Source organism: Mycobacterium montefiorense, assembly GCF_003112775.1.
Classification (GTDB): Bacteria; Actinomycetota; Actinomycetes; order Mycobacteriales; family Mycobacteriaceae; genus Mycobacterium; species Mycobacterium montefiorense.
Map to the genome: position 1 here is coordinate 229690 of NZ_BFCH01000011.1, position 22243 is coordinate 251932.

The 22243-nt window shown below is 63.4% G+C and carries 23 protein-coding genes and 1 pseudogene; 13 read left to right on the forward strand and 11 right to left on the reverse strand.

What is annotated here, in order from left to right:
• Positions 1–45 precede the first annotated feature (45 nt).
• On the forward strand, positions 46–951 hold the full coding sequence (locus DB708_RS08725; protein ID WP_108921536.1) for a haloalkane dehalogenase: 906 nt from the start codon (positions 46–48) through the stop codon (positions 949–951).
• Here DB708_RS08725 and DB708_RS08730 read toward each other — a convergent pair.
• From DB708_RS08730 to DB708_RS08745, 4 genes are read right to left on the reverse strand one after another with little or no spacing between them, the layout of a single operon-like run.
• Positions 884–1876: an amidohydrolase family protein gene (locus DB708_RS08730; protein WP_108921537.1), complete on the reverse strand. Its 993-nt coding sequence runs from the start codon at positions 1874–1876 to the stop codon at positions 884–886. The two genes, DB708_RS08725 and DB708_RS08730, sit on opposite strands and share 68 nt — an antisense overlap.
• Positions 1877–1897: 21 nt before the next feature.
• Positions 1898–2902 carry a VOC family protein gene (locus DB708_RS08735; RefSeq protein ID WP_108921538.1) on the reverse strand — a complete coding sequence of 335 codons (1005 nt, stop codon included), beginning with the start codon at positions 2900–2902 and terminating at the stop codon, positions 1898–1900.
• A complete protein-coding gene (locus tag DB708_RS08740) occupies positions 2899–3750 on the reverse strand; it encodes an alpha/beta fold hydrolase (RefSeq protein WP_108921539.1) in 852 nt (283 codons plus the stop codon). The genes DB708_RS08735 and DB708_RS08740 overlap by 4 nt, the downstream gene beginning before the upstream one ends.
• A complete protein-coding gene (locus tag DB708_RS08745; protein WP_108921540.1) occupies positions 3747–5336 on the reverse strand; it encodes a bifunctional 3-(3-hydroxy-phenyl)propionate/3-hydroxycinnamic acid hydroxylase in 1590 nt (529 codons plus the stop codon). Before DB708_RS08745 ends, DB708_RS08740 begins: the two co-directional genes overlap by 4 nt.
• A gap of 127 nt (positions 5337–5463) precedes the next feature.
• Between DB708_RS08745 and DB708_RS08750 the strand changes: the two genes are divergently transcribed.
• The 3 genes from DB708_RS08750 (at position 5464) to DB708_RS08760 (ending at position 7330) form a co-directional block, all read left to right on the forward strand.
• Complete coding sequence (locus DB708_RS08750) at positions 5464–6093, forward strand: TetR/AcrR family transcriptional regulator (RefSeq protein WP_108921541.1); 630 nt, start codon at positions 5464–5466, stop codon at positions 6091–6093.
• Between the two features lie 76 nt (positions 6094–6169).
• On the forward strand, positions 6170–6625 hold the full coding sequence (locus tag DB708_RS08755; RefSeq protein ID WP_108921542.1) for a hypothetical protein: 456 nt from the start codon (positions 6170–6172) through the stop codon (positions 6623–6625).
• A gap of 87 nt (positions 6626–6712) precedes the next feature.
• Positions 6713–7330 carry a TetR/AcrR family transcriptional regulator gene (locus tag DB708_RS08760; RefSeq protein ID WP_108921543.1) on the forward strand — a complete coding sequence of 206 codons (618 nt, stop codon included), beginning with the start codon at positions 6713–6715 and terminating at the stop codon, positions 7328–7330.
• Here DB708_RS08760 and DB708_RS08765 read toward each other — a convergent pair.
• Positions 7327–8475 (reverse strand): DUF1214 domain-containing protein, encoded by a 1149-nt coding sequence (locus DB708_RS08765; protein WP_108921544.1) that lies wholly within the window; start codon positions 8473–8475, stop codon positions 7327–7329. The genes DB708_RS08760 and DB708_RS08765 overlap by 4 nt on opposite strands.
• Before the next feature lie 79 nt (positions 8476–8554).
• Between DB708_RS08765 and DB708_RS08770 the strand changes: the two genes are divergently transcribed.
• On the forward strand, positions 8555–9829 hold the full coding sequence (locus DB708_RS08770; RefSeq protein WP_108921545.1) for a sulfotransferase family protein: 1275 nt from the start codon (positions 8555–8557) through the stop codon (positions 9827–9829).
• On the opposite strand, the gene DB708_RS08775 is transcribed toward DB708_RS08770, so the two are convergent.
• The 3 genes from DB708_RS08775 to DB708_RS08785 all read right to left on the reverse strand — a co-directional run bounded on the left by DB708_RS08775 (position 9712) and on the right by DB708_RS08785 (position 12666).
• Positions 9712–10836 (reverse strand): hypothetical protein, encoded by a 1125-nt coding sequence (locus DB708_RS08775; RefSeq protein ID WP_133250991.1) that lies wholly within the window; start codon positions 10834–10836, stop codon positions 9712–9714. The genes DB708_RS08770 and DB708_RS08775 overlap by 118 nt on opposite strands.
• 14 nt (positions 10837–10850) lie before the next feature.
• On the reverse strand, positions 10851–11765 hold the full coding sequence (locus DB708_RS08780) for a metal-dependent hydrolase (RefSeq protein WP_108921546.1): 915 nt from the start codon (positions 11763–11765) through the stop codon (positions 10851–10853).
• A 172-nt stretch (positions 11766–11937) separates the two neighbouring features.
• Positions 11938–12666: a 3'(2'),5'-bisphosphate nucleotidase CysQ gene (locus DB708_RS08785; protein WP_108921547.1), complete on the reverse strand. Its 729-nt coding sequence runs from the start codon at positions 12664–12666 to the stop codon at positions 11938–11940.
• A 128-nt stretch (positions 12667–12794) separates the two neighbouring features.
• Between DB708_RS08785 and DB708_RS08790 the strand changes: the two genes are divergently transcribed.
• Complete coding sequence (locus DB708_RS08790) at positions 12795–13406, forward strand: hypothetical protein (protein WP_409347574.1); 612 nt, start codon at positions 12795–12797, stop codon at positions 13404–13406.
• 4 nt (positions 13407–13410) lie between these two features.
• On the opposite strand, the gene DB708_RS08795 is transcribed toward DB708_RS08790, so the two are convergent.
• On the reverse strand, positions 13411–14586 hold the full coding sequence (locus DB708_RS08795) for a thiolase family protein (RefSeq protein WP_108921548.1): 1176 nt from the start codon (positions 14584–14586) through the stop codon (positions 13411–13413).
• A gap of 146 nt (positions 14587–14732) precedes the next feature.
• Between DB708_RS08795 and DB708_RS08800 the strand changes: the two are divergent.
• Together DB708_RS08800 and DB708_RS08805 are read left to right on the forward strand one after the other, a co-directional pair.
• Positions 14733–15861 (forward strand): annotated as a pseudogene (locus tag DB708_RS08800) (NDMA-dependent alcohol dehydrogenase).
• A 91-nt stretch (positions 15862–15952) separates the two neighbouring features.
• Entirely contained in the window at positions 15953–16342 is a 390-nt protein-coding gene (locus DB708_RS08805) for a DoxX family protein (RefSeq protein WP_108921549.1), read from the forward strand.
• A 10-nt stretch (positions 16343–16352) separates the two neighbouring features.
• Here the strand turns inward: DB708_RS08805 and DB708_RS08810 are convergent, their stop codons facing one another.
• On the reverse strand, positions 16353–16715 hold the full coding sequence (locus DB708_RS08810) for a bleomycin resistance protein (protein WP_201263476.1): 363 nt from the start codon (positions 16713–16715) through the stop codon (positions 16353–16355).
• 163 nt (positions 16716–16878) lie between these two features.
• Here DB708_RS08810 and DB708_RS08815 point away from each other — a divergent pair, with 163 nt between their 5' ends.
• The 4 genes from DB708_RS08815 (at position 16879) to DB708_RS08830 (ending at position 19881) form a co-directional block, all read left to right on the forward strand.
• Positions 16879–17628 carry a sensor domain-containing protein gene (locus tag DB708_RS08815; RefSeq protein ID WP_108921551.1) on the forward strand — a complete coding sequence of 250 codons (750 nt, stop codon included), beginning with the start codon at positions 16879–16881 and terminating at the stop codon, positions 17626–17628.
• Positions 17629–17727: 99 nt separating this feature from the next.
• Complete coding sequence (locus tag DB708_RS08820) at positions 17728–18234, forward strand: DUF2505 domain-containing protein (protein WP_108921552.1); 507 nt, start codon at positions 17728–17730, stop codon at positions 18232–18234.
• A gap of 151 nt (positions 18235–18385) precedes the next feature.
• Positions 18386–18853, forward strand: a complete 468-nt coding sequence (locus DB708_RS08825) for a hypothetical protein (RefSeq protein WP_235616691.1) — start codon at positions 18386–18388, stop codon at positions 18851–18853.
• A 173-nt stretch (positions 18854–19026) separates the two neighbouring features.
• Positions 19027–19881 (forward strand): GNAT family N-acetyltransferase, encoded by an 855-nt coding sequence (locus tag DB708_RS08830; RefSeq protein ID WP_108921554.1) that lies wholly within the window; start codon positions 19027–19029, stop codon positions 19879–19881.
• On the opposite strand, the gene DB708_RS08835 is transcribed toward DB708_RS08830, so the two are convergent.
• Complete coding sequence (locus DB708_RS08835; RefSeq protein WP_108921555.1) at positions 19875–20486, reverse strand: TetR/AcrR family transcriptional regulator; 612 nt, start codon at positions 20484–20486, stop codon at positions 19875–19877. The genes DB708_RS08830 and DB708_RS08835 overlap by 7 nt on opposite strands.
• Positions 20487–20616: 130 nt before the next feature.
• Here DB708_RS08835 and DB708_RS08840 point away from each other — a divergent pair, with 130 nt between their 5' ends.
• The gene (locus tag DB708_RS08840; RefSeq protein WP_108921556.1) at positions 20617–22236 is read left to right on the forward strand and encodes a GMC family oxidoreductase; all 1620 of its coding nucleotides are present in this window, start codon (positions 20617–20619) and stop codon (positions 22234–22236) included.
• The last annotated feature ends 7 nt before the right edge of the window (positions 22237–22243 follow it).

Here is a 22243-nt window from a genome sequence, read left to right on the forward strand (position 1 = left end):
CGGAGAGAGGCTTGCAGGGGTGCCCGTCCACCGGAGGAGCTGAATATGGATGTGCTGCGAACCCCAGACTCCCGATTCGAAAACTTGGAAGGCTATCCGTTCGTAGCGAACTACATTGACGTGGCGGCAAGCGACTGCCCTCCGGTGCGCATGCACTTCCTCGACGAGGGACCTTCCGACGGGCCGCCGATCGTGCTGCTGCACGGCGAACCCACCTGGAGCTACCTGTACCGCACGATGATTCCGCCGCTGGTCGAAGCGGGAAACCGCGTACTCGCACCCGATCTGATCGGCTTTGGCCGCTCCGACAAGCCCAGCCGGATCGAGGATTACACCTACCTGCGGCACGTCGAGTGGATCACGGCGTGGTTCGAACGCCTCAGGCTGAAGGAAGTCACGCTGTTCGTCCAGGATTGGGGCTCGCTGATCGGTTTGCGCATCGCCGCCGAGCAGGGCGAGCGGATCGCGCGCATCGTCGTGGCGAACGGCTTTCTGCCGACAGCCCAGCGGCGTACCCCTGCCGCCTTCCACGCGTGGCGAACTTTCGCGCGCTACTCCCCCGTACTGCCCGCGGGTCGCATCGTCGCCGGCGGCACCGTCCGCCGGGTTCCTCCGAAGGTGCGAGCCGGTTACGACGCGCCATTCCCCGACAAGACCTATCAAGCCGGAGCCCGCGCGTTCCCGCAGTTGGTACCGACCACGCCCCAGGATCCTGCCATTCCGGCCAATCGAGCGGCCTGGGACGCGCTGGGCCGGTGGGAGAAGCCCTTCCTCGCCATCTTCGGAGCTCGCGACCCGATCCTGGGCCAAGCCGACCGACCGCTGATCAAACACGTCCCGGGGGCGGCCGGCCAGCCGCACGCCCGCATCAGAGCCAGTCATTTCATTCAAGAAGACAGCGGACCTGAACTGGCCGAACGCGTTCTGTCCTGGCAGAAGGCGCCGCTCTAAAACGCGGGAACAGCGCGAGCGCATTCGTGCGATCGATCGCGCTGCGGGCGTCCGTGTCGAGTCCAGGGTAGGTTTCCAGGCCGGCGGCGAACAACTTTCCAACCTCGACCGGCCCGAAGGGAAAGTCGGAACCGAAAGTGACGTGCCCGGGTTTGGCGAAGGCGAGCAGGCTCGGCAATGCGGCGGCGGTCGAAGACAACGCGGTGTCGAAGTAGAAGCCCGCGAAGTCGTCCAGGGTGTCCGTCAGGCTGCCTCCGGTTTCGCTCATGATGCCGATCGCCATTCGGTGCGAGGCATAGGGCACAAAGCCGCCCGCATGGCTCAGGATGAATTTAATGTTGGGATACTTGCGACGAATCTCGTTGCGAACCAGCAGATATGCCGCGCGGGTGGTGTCGAGCAGGAAATCGGTCGCGAATGGCAGAACACCGTCGATGGCGGGCCCCGGCAGGTCGGCCGGGTGGATGAAGACCACCGCCGAACGCGCGTTCAGCGCCGCGAACAGGTCGTCCTGGCCGTCCTGGCCCAGGTAGACTCCGGCCGCGTTGGCCAGCAAGATGACGCCGTCAGCGTGCAATTCGTCGAGCGACCTAACAACCTCGCTGACTGACTCGTCGACATGCGGCATGGGGATGGTCGCGAAGAATCCGAACCGATCCGGCTGAGCAGCGACCACAGTGGCCAGGTACTCGTTGAGGTCGCGGGCAAGCGCGGCAGCGTCGGCCGGATTCGGCAGGAACGTGGTGCCCGGCGCGGACACCGACAGAATCGCCGTCCCCACGCCGAGTTCGGACATCGCCTGCAGTGAGCCGTCCGGACTCCATTCCGGCACAGCACGACCACCAGCATCGTCAATACCGGCTTTTTGCAACAACTCTCGGAAAAAGGAGGGGACGGCGTGATGGTGGGTGTCGATCCGCATCAGCGTTGCTCCTTGCGTGGTTTTTCAGCAGTCTGGGATACCCGCACCGGCGAGCGCGGGAACAACGTCCTCGCTGTGCAGCAGCGAAGCGGCGCCGGCCTTGAACTGAGCGAGCTTGTCGACAATCGTCTGGCCCTCCGGCGTGTGGCCCCAGATGCTGATGCCCTGGTAAGTGCTGGGTTTCCAGGTCGTCTCGTCGACGACGATGGGATTCCAGCCGAGTTCCCATTCGAACCCGGAGGGCGTGACGGCATAGAACGACAGTTCCTTGTCGTTGGTGTGCTGGCCGATCCCCAGCGCCATACGGAAGCCGAGTTCCTTGACCCGTTGGTAGGCCTCAGTCATGTCATCGAGGTCGGCGACCTGGATGTTGACGTGCTGCACCCGGGTGCGAATTGGGTTGAGAGGCATGCGATTGACCGCTGCGATCGCGATGGAGTGGTGGCGCTCGTTGACTCGCAGGAACCGGATCTTCAGCTTCAGACCGCTGATCGTCTCATCGATGTAATCGGAGAGCCGCGCGTCGAACACGGTGGTGTAGTAACCACGCACCTGGTGCGGTCGGGTGGTGGTAACCGCGACGTGGCCCATACCGGCCGCCCCGGTGATGAATCCGCTGCGCGCTGCTAGCCGCGGCGGGGTACCCGCAGACCGGGCGCGGGTGAACACCTCCTGGGTCAGGCCATTGGGTCCGGGGAACCGCACCAGTCGCTCCACCCCTCGCAGAGCGGCCTGGTCGTCGGTGCCATCGGTGAACGGCACGCCGTGCTGGGTGACACGGGCGAGAACCGCATCGAATGACTTGTGGTCATCCAGTTGCCAACCGAGTGCGGTGACATCCTCGGCGTCGCCGCGTTCGATTAGGAACCGGCACTCGTGGTCATCGAGGCGAAATCGCATTGTGTCCGTCAGCGCGTCGTCCAGATGCATGCCCATGGCGTCGCGGCCGAAACGCCGCCAGTCGCCGAACTTTTGGCTTTCTATCACCACGTAGCCCAAATGAACGCTTCCGAACACCGAGGGACTCATGGCGCACCTCCCAGGAAATCGATGGCCAGCCGATTGAACAAATCCGCTCGCTCCCACTGCATCCAGTGCCCGGTGCGCGACGTCATGACCAGCTCTGCATTCGGCAGCAGGTTCAGCAACATCGGACCGCCGGTGGGGCGATTCACCTTGTCGTCCCGACCCCAGAGGATCAGCGTCGGCGTCGTGAGTTGCCCCAGCCGGCGGTCACGGGTGAGATCCATCCGCCACAGCGTGCGCAAACCGGACGGACGGCGCAGCGGCGGATCCGCCACCACCTGCGGGTCGATCGATGCCTGGTAACGCACGTCGATCAGGTCGTCGGGCACCGACGCGCCGTCGTAAACCAGGTAGCGGCGGATGAACGTGGCGAGCTTGTCTCGGCTTGGACCGTCTCCGGTGTAGTACGACAGCAGACTTTTGATCCCGGCACCAGGCAAGCTTCTGGTGGTACCGATCCCGCCCGGCCCCATCAGCACCAGCCTGCCGACGCGGTGTGGGGTGTCCAGCGCAAGCCGTAGTGCCGCCGCACCGCCGTAGGAGTTGCCCACGAAATGGGCTGTGTCGATGCCGAGTTCGTCGATGAGGCCGCGCATTATGTCGGCCAGATAACCGAACGGGTCGTGCTGGTCGACGCCCTTGGCCGACCTGCCGTAGCCAGGCATGTCGGGCACGATGACCCGGAAATGCGTCGCGAGGGCATCGATATTGCGGGAGTAGTTGGACAGGCCCGAAGCGCCCGGACCTCCGCCGTGCAGCAGGACGACGGGCCGCCCGCTCCCGGCTTCGGCCAGGAAGATCGGCTTTCCCGCGACGTTGATAGTGCGCTCGATCAGCTGGGCGGCGGTCATGCAATGGCTCCGGCCGGGATCGGTGCGCTCACCGACAGGTTGGCGACGCCTGCCGGGGGTGGCGGCAGTCGGTATCCGGTACCGGCTGCAGCGAATATGAATCCATCCGGGCGAACCACCATCGCGGCGGCGTTCTTGTCACGAACCCAACGGGTCAGCACACCGTCCTGGTCCCAGATCGCACCCGGATAAGGGTGGTTCTTGGTGACGGCCACCGGCAATGCACCCAGCCTCGCCCAGAAATCCATGCCGACTGGCCGGACACCGAAATACACGACAGCCCAACGTCCACCGATGACATCATCCAGCCGTCGTCTGTCTCCGCCGCAGTCGGTCACCCACGGTTGCGGCAGCTGCCAGCCAACTGCGGGATGAGCAACGCGCGTGAAAAACCCGTCGCGGAAATGCGCATCGGGGATCCATATCAGTTTCCGCCCGGCCTCGATCACACCGGGTATGCGAGTCAGCGTGCGCAGCAAGTGATTCCGCAGAAAGACCAAAGCCTTTCGTCGTTCAGTGATGAGCCGCCCGTTACGTACCGTGCGGCGGGTGACCTCGGTGACATGGGGTTTACGTTCGACCTGGTAGCTGTCGAGCAGTGATTCGGGCGCTTGGCCGCGGATCACCGCCGCGAGTTTCCAGCACAGGTTGGCCGCATCACGCACACCGGCGGACATCCCTTGGCCGATCCAGGGCGGCATGGCGTGCGCGGCATCGCCGGCCAGGAAGACGCGGCCGACGCGCCATCGGTCGGCCACCCGCACGTGGTGGCTGTAGACGACGGCCCGCAAGATCTTCACCTGGTCCTCAGTGATGCCCTGTTCGTGCAGAACCTTCCACACGGCCGCCTCACTCACAAGATTCTTCTCGTCCTCACCGGCACGGGCCGGGTACTCCCACCGGTGATGCCCCAACGGTGTCGGACAATCCACGGTCGGGCGCTTCGGATTGCAGTGAAACCGCATCCGGTCGTGACCGTCCCACTCGCGAATCATCTTGGTGTCGATGACCACCCAGCGCTCCCGGTAGGTGCGCCCGGAGTATCCGACTCCGAGCAGGCCGCGGGTAGGAGAGGAACCGCCGTCGGCGGCGATCACGTAGGACGCGCGAATCCGCTTGAGGGTGTCGGTCCGCAAGTCAGCGAGCAGGAGATCAACCCACTCAGACTGTGCGTCAACAACATTCAATACCCGAAAACATTCGTGTTCGAGGAGGACCTCGACGTTGTCGAAGCGCGCGACGCCCTCGCGGAGCACCTGGTCGACCGCCGGTTGGTAGAGGAACTGCTGCGCCGGATACCCGCAGCCGCGCGGCGGAAAGGTGGTCTCGAGAAACGGAACCCCGTCGGCGTCGACCCACGCGATCGGCCGATCCGGCAACATGTCCCGTTGCAGTCGATCGGCCAGGCCGATTGACTGCCAAATACGCATGACCTCGTCATCGGTGGAAATGGCGCGCGCTCGCCCGTACACGTCCGGATCCCGCTCGATGACGATCACATTGAGGCCAAGGGCCCCAAGCATATTGGCGGCGGTAGCGCCCGTCGGCCCGTAACCGATGACTGCGACGTCGTAGCTGGAGATCATCGCTGTCCCTCATTCGTATCGCCCCGTAATCGGGGGTGGAATCTGTAGTGATCGCTACAGTAATGTAGTGTTCACTACAGTAAGATGGGATTGAGTCGAAGTCAAGACCCGAGCGCAAGGAGTTTCGATGGCCGACACCAAGCGGCAGCCATCCCAGCGACGCCGCCGCGTCGACGGTGAAGCGTCCCGGGTCCGCATCCTGGATGCGGCAACCCAGATCGCCGGTGAGCGGGGTTACGAGGGCACCAGTATCGCGCTGGTCAGCACCAAATCGGGGCTGCCTGCCAGCTCGATCTATTGGCACTTCAAGGACAAGGACGACCTGCTAGCCGCCGTCATCGAACGCAACTTCGAGCGTTGGCGAGCGGCCTGGGAGGTGCCCGACGAAGGCACCGGTCGCGAGCGGCTGATAACAATGGCGCTGCAGCAGGCCAAGGCGTTCTTGGACTCCCCCGATTTCCTCCGGCTCGGTTTGATGCTTGCCCTGGAGCGCCGGCCCGTCGAGCCCCGCGCGCGGGAGATGTTCATCGATGTCCGGACGCAGATGCGAGCCACGCTCGCGACCACCACCCGCGAGATCGTCCCCGGCCTCACCGATGTGCAACTGCAACAATTCATTACCTACGCGATCGCCGGCGCCGACGGGCTCTTTGTCGCCAAGGAACTCGGCGGGGACTCCGTCGACCTCCCCGCACTATTCGAAATGCACGCGACCGCGCTCTACGACCTCGCTACCCGCATGGTTGCCGAGCAGTAATCCTCGGCGCCACCCCGACACATGCAAATGCCACAGTTTTCTTTTGTCGCGCGGCCCCGAGTGCAACGATCGGCAGATGGACATGATGACGATGGGCCTGATGGGCACGGTCGTGGGCGCATCGGCCATGGGCATCGCGGGCATCGCAAAGTCGGCCGCCGATAACCTGCTTCCCGGGATGGCGCTAAACGGCACCAACAAGCATCAGATGAGGAGCCAAATACATTCGCAGCGATGCGAAGCGATCCAACAGTGGCGGTGCGGCTTGGCCGGGGCACGCGATGCCTACCGGCAGTGGTCCTGCGGACCTCGCGTCGATGACCCGCCCAACGTCGTGGGCGACGAGTGGTTCGAAGGTTTGCGGCCCCACCTACCCAGCACCGGCGAAGCGGCTAAGTTTCGCACCGCGCACGAAGTCCACTGCGACAATCCGACCCTGATGCAGCTGTCGCTGCAGATCGGACGGGTCGAAAAGGAGTGGACCGAAGAGGCGAAAGGCCGTCGGCGCCGGAGGCGAAATCGGGATCAATAGCCGCGGCCGCAGTTGGCCAGATTCATTTGACAGCACTAGACTCTTTGTATGATCACCCATTCCCCTGCCGGACTTCGTTAGTCCGCAATGGGCCGAAAAGGTTGGGGCGGAGCACCACCGGCCGACGATGAGGAAGCGCGCAAGCGCATCATCGACGCGGCCCTGCGAAGTATCGAACGGCGGGGCCCGCAACACACCAGCCTGTCGGTGATCGCGGGCGACCTCGGCGTTACCCGCCCGACCGTGTACCGCTACTTCGCGACGCTCGACGAACTGGTCACGGCCGCAAGCGACGTCGCCCTCGGAGGCTGGACCTCCCGGATCGCCGAGCTCACCGCGGGCAATGGCGATCCGGTCGATCTCCTCGTCGAAGCCGTCGCCTACCTCGTCGAGCGATTGCCGGAAGAGCCCGTGCTGATGATGCTGCTGGAAACCGATCAAAGCCGCTCGATGAGCCGCCAGATGGTCTTGGGCGAATCAGTCAGGCGATCGCGCGTGCTGCTGGAGCGCACTGAAATCGACTGGGCTGCTTTGGGTTATCGCGGTAAGAGTTTCGACGACCTGGTCGAGTACCTGCTACGCATCATCCAGTCGATGGTCTTGGTGCCACCGGACCCGCCGCGGTCTGCGGCAGAGTTGCGAGCCGTGCTGCGGCATTGGATCGGGCCGGTGGTGCAGACTCCCCCGGCCCGCAAGAGGCGCTAGGACAGCGCGCACGGCGCCTCGCCGGCCGGCACAACCTCGGTAGCCGGCTGCTCGGGCAAATCGTCGGCGTGGAACCAGCGAAACGACATCAACCCTTCCGGGTGGTCTTTGGTCGAGATGGCATTGGGGTGGTCGAGCTTGTCGCGGCTGATCACGATAGTGATGCTGCCGTCCCGATTGGGGACCGCGGTGCCCGAATTGATACTGCCACGGCCGTATTCGAGGTCTGGCGCAGCCATGTACTGGTTCCACAGCGTCAGATTCCAGAACCGGCAGGTGGGATGGCGCGAGGTAATCACCAGCGCCTCGCCGGGTTCCAGGGCGTACGCGCCCAGGCTGTACACGGCGTTCTGCATGGAGTAACCGTGCGTGGCCGCGCCCGCCCGGTAGGGCGGCGCAAGGACGTTGTGGGACAGGTTTTGTCCGTCCGCAAGCTCAGTCGGGTTGCGCTCCTGCAGTATCAACGGCACGAGTGCGAGCATGTCCTGGGTGTAGCGCAGCGCCGCCCGCAGCGACTTAGCCACCGCTGCATCAGTTTTCGTCGGCGTCGCGGGCTGGCCGCCGTGGTCGATGACCTGGATCTCCCAGTCCACCCTGCGCGTTCGGGCGGGATCCTCGTGGTAGTCGCGGGTGAGCACGCCGTGCGCGTCGTCGTCCAGCGCGATGAACGCACCGTCATACCCCGCCGGGCATTGCGGACCCAGCACGCAGCTGAACCGCCCGTCGTCGTCGAGCGGCATGTCTTCGTCGTAGAGCACCCCGATGGTGCGGTTCGGCCAGGCGCCCGGCTCGGGTTCGTTGTACACCGCAATGGAGTACAACGAGCTGCCGTTGACCGCGCCGCTGACGCGATACGTCCGCATTGGGTCGATGACGACGTAGCTGTAGTAAGCATCCGTGTTGTCACCACCCCAGCGACGGTCGCGGCGAAACGGCGTCAGCACATCGTGGAAGCGGGGTGCCACCGGGTCCGCGAACAGCGTCACGTCCAACGACAGCCCGAGCATCGTGGCGAGAAACTCGTAGCCCTCGGCGACGGCCAGCTCGCCCCGCACCGCCTTCGGTCCGTCGAGGAACAGATTCTCGAAATCTGCGAAGGCGGTGAGCAGTTCGCGCCATGCGGCTGAACTCTGAGGATTGGCCATGGGTGGTATCATAAACTCGGGTCAAGATACAGCACAACGTAGGTTGTAAAATGTGTAATGGCGACTGTAGGGTCCGGATGTGACCGACGCCATCCGCATCACCGACCTCGCCAAGCCGACCTTCACACCCCAAGCTCAGGCGATCGTCGACGGCATGGCCGCGATGGCCGACTACTGTCCGCTGACCACCGACGCCCTGCACGACCAGGCCACTGCGCAGACCGGCTTGACCGACTTCGGTGAGCAGGATTATCGCGAGCGGATGGCGGTGCTGCTCGAAGCTTTTCACGAGTTGCCGCGCCTAACCGCGTTCGGCCGCACCTACGCGTTCTCACTGATGCTGACCTTCCTCAAGGGCAGGCTGCGTGTCATCGATCATCTCAAGCGCCACCCCGAGATCTTCGACGTCAGCATCCAAGCGCCCCTGGTGATCGCCGGGCTGCCGCGTACCGGCACCACGCATCTGCACAGTTTGTTGGCCGCGGACCCCGCGCTGCGTTCACTGCCGTATTGGGAAGCCCAGGAGCCACTGCCCGCGCCCGGAGAAGAAGGCACCATCGAGCCTCGCCGCCAGCGCACCGGCGACGCACTCAACATTTCCAACACGCTTATGCCGTACTTCACGCTGATGCACGAGATGACGATCGATCACATCCACGAAGACATCGGGCTTATGGTGCAGGACTTTTCGAGCGGCTTCTTCACCACGCTCACCCATCTGCCGCGCTGGTCCGACTACCTGAGCGACCATGACCAGACCCCGGGCTACCAGTTTCTGCGGATGATGCTGCAAGTGCTGCAGCATCAAGACGGCTACGACCGACGATGGGTGCTCAAGTCGCCACAGCACCTCGAGCAGTTCATCCCAATCCTCAACGTATTTCCCGACGCAACATTCATCGTCACCCACCGCGACCCCGTGGACGTCGCGGTGTCGATGGCCACGATGATGACCTACACCATGCGGATGAGCGTCGACGAGGTCGACGTGAACACGGTGGCCGAATACTGGATTACGCGGATCGACGAGCTGCTCAGCGCTTGCATGCGCGACCATGATCGATTGCCGGCGCAGCGCACCATCGACGTCCGCTTCGACGAGTTCATGGCCGACGACCTGGCGATGGCACAGCGTGTCTGGGACACAGCCGGCTACTCACCATCCGAGGACTCGAGAAAGGCTGTGGCACAGTACATGGCCGGCCATCAGCGGAGCCGGCTAGGTCGCGTCGAGTATCACGCCGCGGATCTTGGACTGGACAAGGCCGGGTTGCGGACACGGTTCGCGCCGTACGTGGACCGGTTCGTCACACCCACCAGCAGCACCGCGACCACGAAACACCCACCGGCGTAAATCAGATTGCCGGTGGGCGTTTCGTCGCTGGTGATGCCGTCCTTAGCCGAGAGGTAATCGGGAAGTGCGGTGAACCAGAGGATTCCGAGGACCAACAGATAGATCGGCCCGAAGATCCGAACGAATAGATTCGGCAGGGCAGCGCGGCGGGCGCTGATCAACACAGGAATCGCGACCGCCGCGAACGCCACGAGTTCGACGACGAAGACAACGGCCTGGGCGGTAATGTTCGGATGACTGCCACCGAAAATCGACGACGGAATGCTCAGGATCGCCACCCCGACCGGGACCAGCGCGCCGGCAACGATCGTGCGCCACAACAGGCTTGCCGCGCTGAGCCGGCTTCCGGCCTCGCGGCCGACGAAGAGCATCACCAGCAGCGCTAGCACGGCGGGGCCGAGTGTGGCAAAGATGAAGACACTCGTCATCGGCACCGAGGCGAACATCGGACGGTTGAGCGGGTTCTGCGTGTTCCATGCCCACCAACGCAGCTGCGGACCCAACTGGTCGAAGACTTCGTAGCAGCACTGGTGTACCAGGCCGACGCATACCGAGCCGACCAGAATGCCACGTGATCGGAAAATTCCTAGCGTGCGGACGATTTCGAATGCCAGGGTCGTCACCGCGGGATGCAGCGCGACGATGTAGAGCGGCAGCCGTTCATACATGAACTGAACGGTGAAGACGTTGTGGTCGAAGACCACACCGATCTGATCTTCGACCATAAACAGGTGGGGAAAATACAGCGGAATCTCGGTGACAAGTAGATAGACGATGGACGCAAACCACAGCGCCAGATTGGTCGGGTCGTTGTCCCGCCGAATCCGCCGAATCGACCACCACAGTGCGAGTAGGGCGCCAACGACCATCATCAGTTCCAGCACCGGCAGCGTCGGATTGGACAACGCGAACGGGTTGCGAATGTGAACGATGGCCGGAGCGTCCGTGCACGTGAAATGCCCTAGCGTTGCTGCGATCTCGTTGAATCGCGCATTACACTGAGACATTGCCTAACCCGCCCTTAGCCGTTCGCGGCGGCGCTGTACCAGCGGGCGACGTCCTCGCCCCGTTTCCAGCGCGCGAACCACTGATCGGCGAATTGCGGCAAGGGCTCGTGTTCCGGTTTGTGATAAGGGGTTTGACTCATCAGCACGCGGCCCGCGGCGACGAGTATCTGCTTGCGCGGCACACTGCCGAATGCCGACGGCACTGATTGATTCGCCGCGGCCAGCGGCAACTTGCTCTTGAGGTTCTCCCATGCCCCATACGCTGGTAGCAATGTTCGCGCATCGACCTTGCGATCGCCGAAAGGCACGTGCGCGTTGACGCCGTCGCCGATAACCGACAGGACCCCAAGCAGATGCTTGACCACCCCCGGCAGGGCGCGGATGCGATACCAGTTGTCGCCTACCACCGCGTCATAGATCAACAGTGCCGAGCTGCGATGCTCGACCTCTTCGACGAAGTGCCACAAGAACAGTGACGCCACCCGGTCGTCTCCCGGCCGGAACAACGTCGCCTCGTTGTCGAGCATCAGCTTGAACGAGGGCGTGAAGGTAGCCTCCAAATCGGCGATGTAGGCCAAGCGGAATTCCAGCGATTTCGTCGCGGTGAGCGTGTCGAAGCATGCCATCGCATCGTCGAAGGTCTGCTGCAGGCCCGGGTACCGCTTGATCAGTGCGCTGACATGCTTGCGGTGCGAACTGGAATGCTGCGCTTCCTGACGCAGGAACGCGATCGCCTCCGCTGCCACATCGGCGTCGGCCATCAGCGGCTTGGCTTCCTGCACCGCGGCCACGATCATCTGCTCGAAACAGATGGCAATGATCGACGTGGCGTTCATGAAGAACGAGAACGCCGGGTTCTCGGGATGCCAAACCCACGGAACGTCGCCGGTGAAGTCGAACTTCGGCCGCCGTACCTCGAGATCAGTCACAGTTCATTCCCGCGGAACTTGATTATACAGAGTTACATCTAATGTAAGATCTGATTGTTGCGGCCTCATCAGGATGAGTCAAGGCCTGATGGGGCGCAATCATCAGCCACCAGGTGCCGGTACGGCGGAATCACCTGGCGCTGAGTCAGTTACGGCGGGACCCGCGAGTGTGTCAGCTTGTGACGGCGAGTACGGCTTCCGCTAGCTCGGGACGGCACACCACCACGTCCGGCAATTTCGGGTCGGCCTGGTTGTAAAGCAATGCCGATCCGTCGATGCGCGAGGTGTGCAAACCGGCGGCGCGAGCCACCGCCACGGGGGCAGCCGAGTCCCACTCGAACTGCCCGCCGGCGTGGACGTAGACGTCGGACAGACCCTGAACGATTGACGCGACCTTGGCTCCGGCGGAACCCATTTCCACCAGCGTGCCATCCAACGCGTCGCGAACCGCTAACGCGATAGCCGGTGGCCGGGTACGCGATACGACAATGCGTGGCTTGGCCGGTGCTGCCGGTGGCGCAGCAAGCTGAGGCGTCGCCAGCGTGATTCCCTGCGCCGGCAGCGCGACGGCGCCGGCGACGAGTTCACCGGCCTGCCAGAGCGCGACGTGCACCGCCCAGTCGTCGCGCCCGAGCTCGGAGAATTCCCGCGTACCGTCCAGCGGATCGACGATCCACACCCGCTCGGAGCGCAGTCGCACCGGGTCGTCGGCGCCTTCCTCGGAAAGCACCGCGTCCTGGGGTCGCTCAGCCGAAAGCGATTGCATCAGAAAATCGTGGGATCTCTTGTCCCCCGCCGCTTTCCGATCGCTCGCATCGGCGTCGGCGAACTCCTCCCGCACCCCGAGCAACAGCTGCCCCGCCTCGGTGGCCAGGCGCGCGGCTAGTGCATGGTCATTCATCGGTTACTCCTAACCCGTCGCGAGGGTCTCGATACTTCCTTATGTTGGTAGCGTTGACCAAATTTACCGTGCCAGGATTTTCGTCGACCCGGCACCCTGCAGGCGACTTCTGGCATAGCCTGGAAATCGTGAGCGGCAACGTCTCCTCGTCGAGCGGGCCGCGGCGGGGGCGCCTTACAGTGATCGTCATCGTCGTGGCCCTTATCGTGGTCGGTGCGCTGATCTTCGTCGGCGTGAAACTGACCGGCGGTCAGCACAGCACGACCGCCCAATCCACCAGCCAACCACCAGCTCCGCCCGACAGCTACGCCATTCCGGGTTGCTACAACCCGGCGGTCCAACCGAGCGCGCGTCCAAAAAAGCTCAATGTCCTGGGCTGTGCGAGTGTTGCGGTTGCGCTGCAAGACATGTCATGGAGTTCGTGGGGCCCGCAGGGCGCCGATGGCAGCGGCACAGCAGTTTTCAAGTTGTGCGATCCGAATTGCGCCGCCGGCTCCCAACTCACCGAACCGGTCGTTGTTCACGCGTGGAATGCGCAGAAGCCGCGTACGGATGCGATCTGCCAGCTCAACCTCAAGATCTTCGGCGACATGATCTTGGCGTTCCCCAAAGACGTCCCGCCGCCCAACGCGCAGCCGATCGACGCCCAGTACAACGGGATGCCGGCGGTGCACTACGTGAACTACTCACCCAGCGACACCCACGAAACCGAATTCATCGGCTACACGTTCTGCAACTGAGCGCTTAGACCTCGACGACGACGGCGCCGCCCTGGCCGCCGCCAGCACACATTGCCGCAACGCCGATACCTCCGCCGCGGCGGGCCAGCTCGTAGACCAGCGTGGTGACCATCCGGGCGCCCGAAGCCGCAATGGGGTGGCCCAGGCTGCAGCCGCTACCGGAGAAGTTCACCTTCTCCTCATCAAGGCCGTACTCGCGACAGGCCGCGATCGGCACCGATGCGAATGCCTCGTTGATCTCCCACAGCGCCACGTCCGACGGCGACAAACCGGCCCGCTGCAGCACCTTTCCGATCACCTTCACCGCGCCCAGACCGCAGTCCCGCGGCGCTACGCCCGCGGCGGCCCACGCCTTGACCGTGCCCATCACATTGAGCTGCTCGGCTTGGGCGTAGTCGCTATCGACGAGCGCGACGGCTGCCGCGGCGTCATTGGTGCCGCTGCTGTTGCCCGCCGTGATCGAGAAGCCCTCGATCTCGGGGTGCAAGACTTTGAGGCCGGCCAGCTTCTCGACCGTCGTGTCGCGGCGGGGGTGCTCGTCGACGGCGAACTCGGTCACCGAGCCGTCAAACTGGGTGATCTTCAACGGCAGGATCTCGGCGGCGAACTTGCCGGCGTCCTGGGCCGCGACGGCGCGCTGATGCGAACGGGCCGCCCAGGCGTCCATCTCCTCGCGACTGATCCCGACGGACTGCGCGGTGTTCCAGCCCACCGTGATCGACATGTCCTTGGCGGGCGCATCCGGGGTTTCGACGTGCGTCGGCGGCATCCACCTCTCTTCGAACTTCAGCTCCGGGCCGGGGATGCGCCAATTCGTCAGCGGCGTCATCGACAGCGACTGCACACCGCCGGCGATCAGTACCCGCTCCATACCCGAGCCGATCTGGGCGGAGGCATTGCCGATGGCGGTGAGGCTGCCGGCGCAATGGCGATTCACCGACTGGCCGGGAACGTGCTCGAGACCAGTGGCACTGGCGGCATAGCGAGCCAAATCACCTCCACCGTAATGCGATTCGGCAAAGATGATGTCATCGATGACGGACGGGTCGACACCGGAACGGCGGACCACCTCCGGGAGCACCGCGGTGATCAGTGTCTCCGGCGGCGTGTTGACCAACGTCCCTTTGAACGAGCGGCCAATTGCCGTCCGGACTGCTCCGACGATGACGGGTGTACCCATGTTCTCAACCTCGCTGCGGTGGGCGGTCAGACGACGCGAATCGTATCAAATACTGTATAGGCAATAGTAATGGTCTAAATTCGGTACGCCGGGGTGTGTGACGGCGCTAACAATTAAGCGGTTCGGGTAAACACGGAGGCCTACCGTTGAAGACCAAAGGTGCGCTGGTCTGGGAATTGAACGAGCCGTGGTCGATCGACGAGATCGACATCGGCGATCCTCGTCGCGGTGAGGTGACCGTCCAGCTGGAGACGGCCGGCCTGTGCCACTCCGACCAACATTTATTGACTGGCGACTTCCCGATCCCGAGCTTTCCGGTGCTGGGCGGTCATGAAGGCGCCGGGATCATCACCGATGTCGGCGAAGGCGTCGAGAACCTGGCCGTCGGCGATCACGTGGTGATGTCGTTCATCCCGTCCTGCGGGACGTGCAAGCCGTGCCAGACCGGGCTGCGCAATCTGTGCGACCTCGGCATGGGCCTGCTGTCGGGCCAGTCGGTGTCCGACGGATCGTTCCGGGTGACCGCGAAAGGACAGAACGTGCTGCCGATGTCGCTGCTGGGCACTTTTGCGCCGTATGTGGTGGTGCATCAAACCTCGGTAGTCAAGGTCGACCCCTCGATCCCCTTCGAAGTTGCGTGTCTGGTGGGCTGCGGAGTCACCACCGGTTTTGGCTCGGCGGTACGCAGCGCCGCGGTCAAGCCCGGCGACGACGTCGCGGTCATCGGCATCGGCGGTGTCGGCGTCGCCGCGGTGCAGGGCGCCCGAATCTCAGGGGCCCGAAGGATATTCGCTATCGATCCTTTCGAATGGAAACGTGAACAGGCGGTGAAGTTCGGCGCCACAGAAACTTTCGCCGATACTGCCGGCGCCGCCGCCCGCATCGCCGACGCCACGTCGGGCCTGATGTGTCACAAGGTGATCGTCACCGTCGGTCGCAGCGAAGGACGCGACGTCGAGGCATGGATGGGGCTGACGGCGAAGGGCGGCATATGTGTCGTCACGGCGATGGGAAGCGTGCTGGCCACCGACGTCACGCTCAACCTCGCCGGTGTCGCTGATGCAGAAAAGCTTGCAGGGCAGCTTGTTCGGCGGCGGAAACCCGCAGCACGACATTCCCGAAATCCTTGCGCTGTACAAGCTGGGCCAGATCAATCTCGACGACATGGTCACCCGCGAGTACAGCCTCGAGGAGATCAACGATGGCTACCGCGACATGCTCGAGGGACGTAACGTCCGCGGCGTCATCCGATTCACCGACGCCGACCGCGGTTGACCTCGGCCCTCTTTTGCCGCGAGCGGGACGTGCCCCCAGCTCGCGAGCCCCGGAGACCTCGACATTCACCGGACGTGAGCACAATGGGTCCATGACCACCACATCACTGGCCCAGCGCGAGGCCCAGACCGCCGCATACCGAGTCGCAGCCATGTTGATGGGTATCGGCGCCGTGCATTTCCTTGCCCCAAAACCGTTCGACACGATCGTCCCCGTCGAGCTGCCCGGAGATCCACGCTTCTACACCTACGCGTCGGGTGTCGTCGAGATTGCCACCGGGGCCTTGCTGGTGCCGCGACGCACTCGGCGCACAGCCGCGCTGGCGGCCGTCGTGCTGTTCCTCGGCGTCTTCCCGGCGAACGTGAACATGTGCCGGTTGTGGTGGAGCAAGCCATGGCCGATGCGCATCGCCGCCTTCGCCCGGCTACCGCTTCAGATTCCGATGATCACCACGGCGTTGAAGATCAGGCGCAACAGCTAGCCCGCTGTCATCATCGTCGCAGCCGCGAGCCGACCCGGTGCGCGGTGCCGTCGGGATCCACGTAGGCGAATTCCCTTAAGCCGTAGTCGGTATCGACCGGCTCCACGAATCGGCCGTCGAGATCTTTCAGCGCCGTCCATTCCGCGTAAAGGGCGTCGGCGTCGCTGACGTAGAGGTACACACTGGCCGCGGTACGCAGCGGATCGTGTTCGGCCCACTCGCTGAGATGCATCGACACCGAGCCGCGGTCGACAAAGCCGTAACGCGCCGCACCCTGGTAGCCGCGGGCTTCGAACCCTAGACGGCGGTAACGATCCAGGGCAATGTCCAGATTTCGGACGGGGACGATCGGTGATACCGAGGCGAAATCAATTTCGGGCACACCACAGTTTGTCAGCTGTGTCAGCACCCGCTGTCCAGAAACCTCACACGACCTGCGTTGCTGTCGTATGCTCCACCCGCAAACACCTCGCATAGCAAACGCGTGGGTCCGCGGAACGCTTGTCGAGTCAACTTCAACAGGAGGGCACTCAGCCATGCGTCAGCTACCAGCCGTCGTCACCGTTGTCGCTGCGGGAATAGCGGTCGCCGCCTGCGGAGGTGGTCACGGTGGCGGCACGTCGTCGACGACTACCACGACTACGTCGAAGCCTCCTATCGCGCAGGCCGCGCTGCCGAATCTGCTGCTCACTCCGGCCGAGGTCGACAGCGTGCTCGGGGTTACCGGCTCGAAGACCGACAAATCGTTCGACACCCTGCAAGAGGACAAAAGCACCGACGTCTTTCCCAAGGGATACAAGTTCCCCGCCGAGTGCCTGTTCATCACCGGTGAAGCCTTGACGCCCCTGTATAGCGGCAGCGGCAACACCGCGGTGCACGGCGAGCGTGACCTCGCCCCGATTCCCTCGGGGTCGAGTGATCCGAACCCAGATGTCAGCCAGTTTGTGGTGTTGTTTCCGTCCGCCCAGCAAGCGAGCGCCTTCTTCGACGCGTCGACACAGAAATGGCCGGCCTGTGCCAACCGCCAGGAGACCGTTCCCGGCGGTGACGCCGACGCTCCCGACATTCAGTGGAAGGTCGGTCCGGTTGCCAACGCCAACGGCGTGTTGAGCACGACCGTCAACGTGACGCTGGGCAAGGGCGGCGACACGATGTCTCAAAGCTGCCAACGGGCGCTGACCGTCCGCAACAACGTCGTGATCGACACCGAGGCATGCCGCAAGGATCCGGGGGACGCCGGCATCAACGTCGCCAAACAGATCGCCGGCAAGGTCGACAAACAGTAAGCAGCGCCACCGGAGAAGCCCGCGGTCAGTTCCGCTGGCGTCCAGCCCATTCGGGTCGGCGCGAACACGCGGCCGGGACTTTGGTAAGAATGGGGTGCTATGCCGCGCTCATTCGACGTCCTGACCGAATCGCCTGCCAGCGTTGACCAGATTTATTCGGCGTTCAGCCGCGAGGACTATTGGCTGGCCAGAATCGCCCTTGGGGACGGCGCGACCACCACACTGGATTCACTGAATGTCGACTCCGACGGCAGGGTGACAGTACGCGTGACACAGCACGTGGGTCGCCAGCTACTACCCGGGCCGGTTGCTAAATTCGCGCCCGGCGAGTTGAAACTCATTCATGACGAGACATGGACGCCGGCCGGGGACGGACATGTTCTCGGGCAGGTCAACGTCACGGCTGCACCCCGGGTGGGAGGGGGCCGCGCGGAAGCGAGGCTGGAGCCGACCGGCAACGGCTCGCAGCTGAGATTCGCCGTCAAAGTGGAGGTCAAAATCCCGTTGGTGGGCCGCAAACTCGAGAAGACCCTCGGAGCGGGCCTGGCCGAGAGCATTCCTGCGGTGCAGCGCTTCACCACCAGCTGGATCGCCGACCACCCCTGACCGGCCATCCGGGCCTCCCCCTTGCCATGCGAGCGCGTCGAGGTGTTAGCTCTGTATTCGTCAGCGAGCAACACTGTTCTGCTACTGGGAGGCTTTCACGATGCTTCGCCGGCTATTCGCTCTGGGAGCAATTGCGCTAGGGGTTGCGGGAGTGTCTGCCTGCGGGTCACAACAGGCATCGCCGCCAAAAGCGTCCAGCTCGAGCTCGGCGAAACCATCCACCAGCAGCGCTTCTCCCAGCCTGCCCTCCAGCACCACCGTTTCGCCCGCCGCGACAAGCAGCCCACCCGACTGCGTCGGGCTTTCGATCTGCACGCCACCCCCGCCCGACGCTGAGGGCAACCCCGCGTGCTTCTACTCCGATGGCTGGCAAGCTAATTCGGGTGGCGCCGGGATCGAAATCTGGTATTTCCACGAGCCGCAGAACCTGTCGAAACCCGACAAGGTCACGGCGATAGTGCGTAAAAAGGACGGCACCAACGAGTCCCAGGACGCCGCGATCGACGCCGGTCAACAAACACACCGCTTCGAATTCCCGACGATCGACAAGGCCTCGGTTCAAGAGGTCCTGCTCGCTACTAACAGCGGCCGCTGTTTCGTGATCGGGCCCGGCAGCTAGCGACGTTTTGGCACGTACCCGCCTCTCCCCCTTGCATTTTCGCTGCATGGATCTCAGCGCTGTAAGGGGCTAACTCCTTCCTGGAAGGGGAAGCCTTTCAGCCGCTGGGTGTTTAGCTGCCGGCCAGCTAGGTAGGCTACGGCGTTAAGGCAGGCGACGGATAGGAACACCAGATGACCCGCATACGCACCATGACGCAGGCGGACACCACCGAGTGCGCTTGCATCTGCTACAAAGCCTTCAACGCGATCGCCGCTCGGCACAACTTTCCGTCGGATTTCCCCTCGGTACAACATGCCCACGATCTCGTCACTGCATTACAGTCTCACCCCGAATATTTCAGCGTCGTAGCAGAATCCGACGACGGGCTGATCGGCAGCAACTTTCTCGACGAACGTTCGGCGATCTCGAGCGTGGGCCCGGTCAGCGTCGCTACCGATGCACAGGACAGCCGCGCCGGTCGCGCCTTGATGCAGGCCGTGTTAGACCGAAGTGCCCAGCAGCAGGCGATGGGAGTGCGGCTGGTACAGGTCGCCTATAACAACCGTTCGATGAGCCTGTACACCAAACTCGGCTTTCAGACGCGTGAGCCGCTTGCCGTAATCCAAGGCACACCATTAGCGATGCAAATCAACGGATTTGACGTTCGCGCAGCGCACGAAGAGGATCTGGCCGACTGCGACAAATTGTGTTTGCAGGTGCATGGCCACGACCGAAGTGGCGAACTGCGCGACGCGATCGCACACGGATCGGCCAAGGTTGTCGAACGCGACGGCCGAATAACCGGATACACAACCGATGTCGGCTTCGCGGGCCACTCGGTTGCCGTGAGCAATGAAGACATCATCGCCTTGATCGCTAACGCAGACCAGTTCACTTGGAATGGATTTCTCATACCGTTGCGTAATGCCGAACTGATGCGGTGGTGCTTCGACCAAGGCCTGCGGATCGTCTACATGCTGAACCTGATGGCACTGGGGTACTACCAAGAACCACGCGGTTCCTTCTTGCCATCGATCGGCTATTGACGGCTGGCGAATCGCCCGGCAATCGAGTCGAATACCTGCGCCACGAGGTCGACCACGCCTTCGCGCGACATACCCAATTCACCGTCCAGCCAAGCGAGTAAGTAAGCGTCGGCGGCGGCCACTACACCGACGCCGAGCAGCAGCCGTTCACGGTCGTCGACGCCGTCCGCCGCCGGCAACAGGTCGGCGACAAGCTGGGCCAGCTTGCGAAGCCCTTCTCGACGCTGGACTTGAACCATTGGCCCGCCCGAGAACACCTCACGAAGCTTGATGCGCGCATGGCCGGGATTGCCCTGAAGCCCGCGGCTGATGGCGTCGATCATCGCCCGCGCCCCTTCCGAGGCGCCGATGGTGGCGTCGATCGCAACACGGCATTCACTGACCTCCTCGTCGATGAGTTGGTCGTAGGCAGCCGCCAGTAGCGCGTCCAGGTCGGCGAAGCTCTCGCCGAAATACCGATCGCGCAGTCCGGCTTGGCGAAGTACCGCGCGAATGGAAGTGCCGGCGTAGCCATGTTCGCCAAACAACTCGATGCCGGCGTCGACCAATCGCGCCCGGCGTCCGGCGACCCGCTCGGCTCCGGTCTTCCCGTCGTAGTCCCTCATTCAATGCCTTCTGATTGCGCCCGTCCCATGATCTTGAATCCTAGGCCAACCTGCGCACTTGAGTCTCAACAATGTGAGGTCAATCACCATCTGATTGCATTTGATCTCAGATATAGGTAGCGTTCAGCGCATGACCTCCTCACCGCAACTCTCACCACACAATTCCTTCGACTACGTCATCGTCGGCGCTGGTAGCGCCGGATGCGTGCTGGCCAATCGCCTGTCCGAGAACCCGTCGACTCAGGTGCTCTTGCTCGAGGCGGGTCCCGAGGACACGCATGACGCAATTCGGGTACCGGCCATCTTCGGCTCTCTATTCGGCACGGAAGTCGACTGGGACTATCGCCTCGAGCAACAGACGCACTATCAGGGTTCGATGGCCTACCCGCGCGGCAAGACACTTGGCGGTTCGTCCTCGATCAACCTGATGGTCTACATCCGTGGAGACCGAGCCGACTTCGACGGGTGGAGCGACCGTGGCTGCGCCGGTTGGGATTACGACAGCGTGCTGCCCTACTTCATCAAAGCCGAGAACAACAGCCGTCTCGGTCAACCGTTCCATGGTCAGAGCGGTCCGCTACACGTCGAGGACAGGATCTTCACCCATGAGCTCTCGCACAACTGGATCAACGCGGCGCATGAATGGGGCCTGGTTAACACCGATGACTTCAACGGGCTATCCCAAATCGGTTCGGGTGCTTACCAAGTCAGCTGCCATCAAGGCTGGCGGTGGTCGGGCGCCGATGGCTATCTGAGACCGGCACTCGGCCGCTCTAACCTGACCGTGCAGGTCAATGCCCACGCAACCCGGATTCTGGTGGATGGAGCCCGTGCGACCGGCGTGTCCTACCTGCACGACGGCGCCGAGGTGACCGCTTATGCCGGCGCCGAGGTCATTTTGTCCGGAGGCACCATCAACTCCCCGCAACTGCTGCTGTTGTCGGGCATCGGCCCGGCCGACCAGTTACGTGCACTCGGCATCGACGTCAGAGTCGATCTGCCCGGTGTCGGGGAGAACCTGCACGACCACACGATGACCCCGATTGTATGGGCGACTCAAGGGTCTACTGATCTGCTGGAGATGGCCAGCCCGGAAAACCTTGCACTCTGGCAGGACCGACGCGGCGGCCCATTTACCTCCAACGGCAGCGAGGTGGGCGGATTCATATCCACCAACGGCGACGCCGCAGCGAACGTCCAATTCATCGGCGGACCAACCTCATTCGTTGACCACGGTCGCTTCAGCCCACCGCTACCCAATTTCACGATGAATGCCGCCGTGACCCACCCGCGCAGCCGAGGTCGGCTGTGGCTGGATTCTGCCGATCCACTGGCACCTCCGCGCATCGATCCCGCCTACTTCACGGATCCGGCAGATGTCCACGACGTCGTCGCCGGCCTGCGGGGGGCTATCGAGATCGCACACCAGCCGTCGTTCGCGAAGTTCGTCAAGGGAGTGAACCTGCCCACCGAGGCGAACCTCGACCAGGCCACCCTGGTCGTTCACGCGAGGAACTGGTCGCAGACCGAGTACCACGCGGTCGGTACCTGCGCGATGGGTGTCGACGATCGAGCGGTCGTCGATCCCGATCTCAAAGTCCGTGGTATCGAAGGACTTCGGGTTGTCGACGCATCGGTGATGCCCGCGATCGTCAGTGGGAACACCAACGCAGCGACGGTCATGATCGCCGAAAAGGGCGCCGATCAGATCAAGAAGTTGCGGCACCCGCTGCGCGGTGTCCGCTGCTGAGTGCCGC

Bases quoted from the DNA above. Each gene is read 5' to 3' on its own strand.
- DB708_RS08795 (WP_108921548.1), bottom strand. From the start codon at position 14,586: ATGGGTACACCCGTCATCGTCGGAGCAGTCCGGACGGCAATTGGCCGC.
- DB708_RS08740 (WP_108921539.1), bottom strand. From the start codon at position 3,750: ATGACCGCCGCCCAGCTGATCGAGCGCACTATCAACGTCGCGGGAAAG.
- DB708_RS08765 (WP_108921544.1), bottom strand. From the start codon at position 8,475: ATGGCCAATCCTCAGAGTTCAGCCGCATGGCGCGAACTGCTCACCGCC.
- DB708_RS08785 (WP_108921547.1), bottom strand. From the start codon at position 12,666: ATGAATGACCATGCACTAGCCGCGCGCCTGGCCACCGAGGCGGGGCAG.
- DB708_RS08835 (WP_108921555.1), bottom strand. From the start codon at position 20,486: ATGAGGGACTACGACGGGAAGACCGGAGCCGAGCGGGTCGCCGGACGC.
- DB708_RS08725 (WP_108921536.1), top strand. From the start codon at position 46: ATGGATGTGCTGCGAACCCCAGACTCCCGATTCGAAAACTTGGAAGGC.
- DB708_RS08755 (WP_108921542.1), top strand. From the start codon at position 6,170: ATGGACATGATGACGATGGGCCTGATGGGCACGGTCGTGGGCGCATCG.
- DB708_RS08840 (WP_108921556.1), top strand. From the start codon at position 20,617: ATGACCTCCTCACCGCAACTCTCACCACACAATTCCTTCGACTACGTC.
- DB708_RS08775 (WP_133250991.1), bottom strand. From the start codon at position 10,836: ATGTCTCAGTGTAATGCGCGATTCAACGAGATCGCAGCAACGCTAGGG.
- DB708_RS08815 (WP_108921551.1), top strand. From the start codon at position 16,879: ATGCGTCAGCTACCAGCCGTCGTCACCGTTGTCGCTGCGGGAATAGCG.
- DB708_RS08750 (WP_108921541.1), top strand. From the start codon at position 5,464: ATGGCCGACACCAAGCGGCAGCCATCCCAGCGACGCCGCCGCGTCGAC.
- DB708_RS08830 (WP_108921554.1), top strand. From the start codon at position 19,027: ATGACCCGCATACGCACCATGACGCAGGCGGACACCACCGAGTGCGCT.
- DB708_RS08760 (WP_108921543.1), top strand. From the start codon at position 6,713: ATGGGCCGAAAAGGTTGGGGCGGAGCACCACCGGCCGACGATGAGGAA.
- DB708_RS08745 (WP_108921540.1), bottom strand. From the start codon at position 5,336: ATGATCTCCAGCTACGACGTCGCAGTCATCGGTTACGGGCCGACGGGC.
- DB708_RS08735 (WP_108921538.1), bottom strand. From the start codon at position 2,902: ATGAGTCCCTCGGTGTTCGGAAGCGTTCATTTGGGCTACGTGGTGATA.
- DB708_RS08805 (WP_108921549.1), top strand. From the start codon at position 15,953: ATGACCACCACATCACTGGCCCAGCGCGAGGCCCAGACCGCCGCATAC.
- DB708_RS08820 (WP_108921552.1), top strand. From the start codon at position 17,728: ATGCCGCGCTCATTCGACGTCCTGACCGAATCGCCTGCCAGCGTTGAC.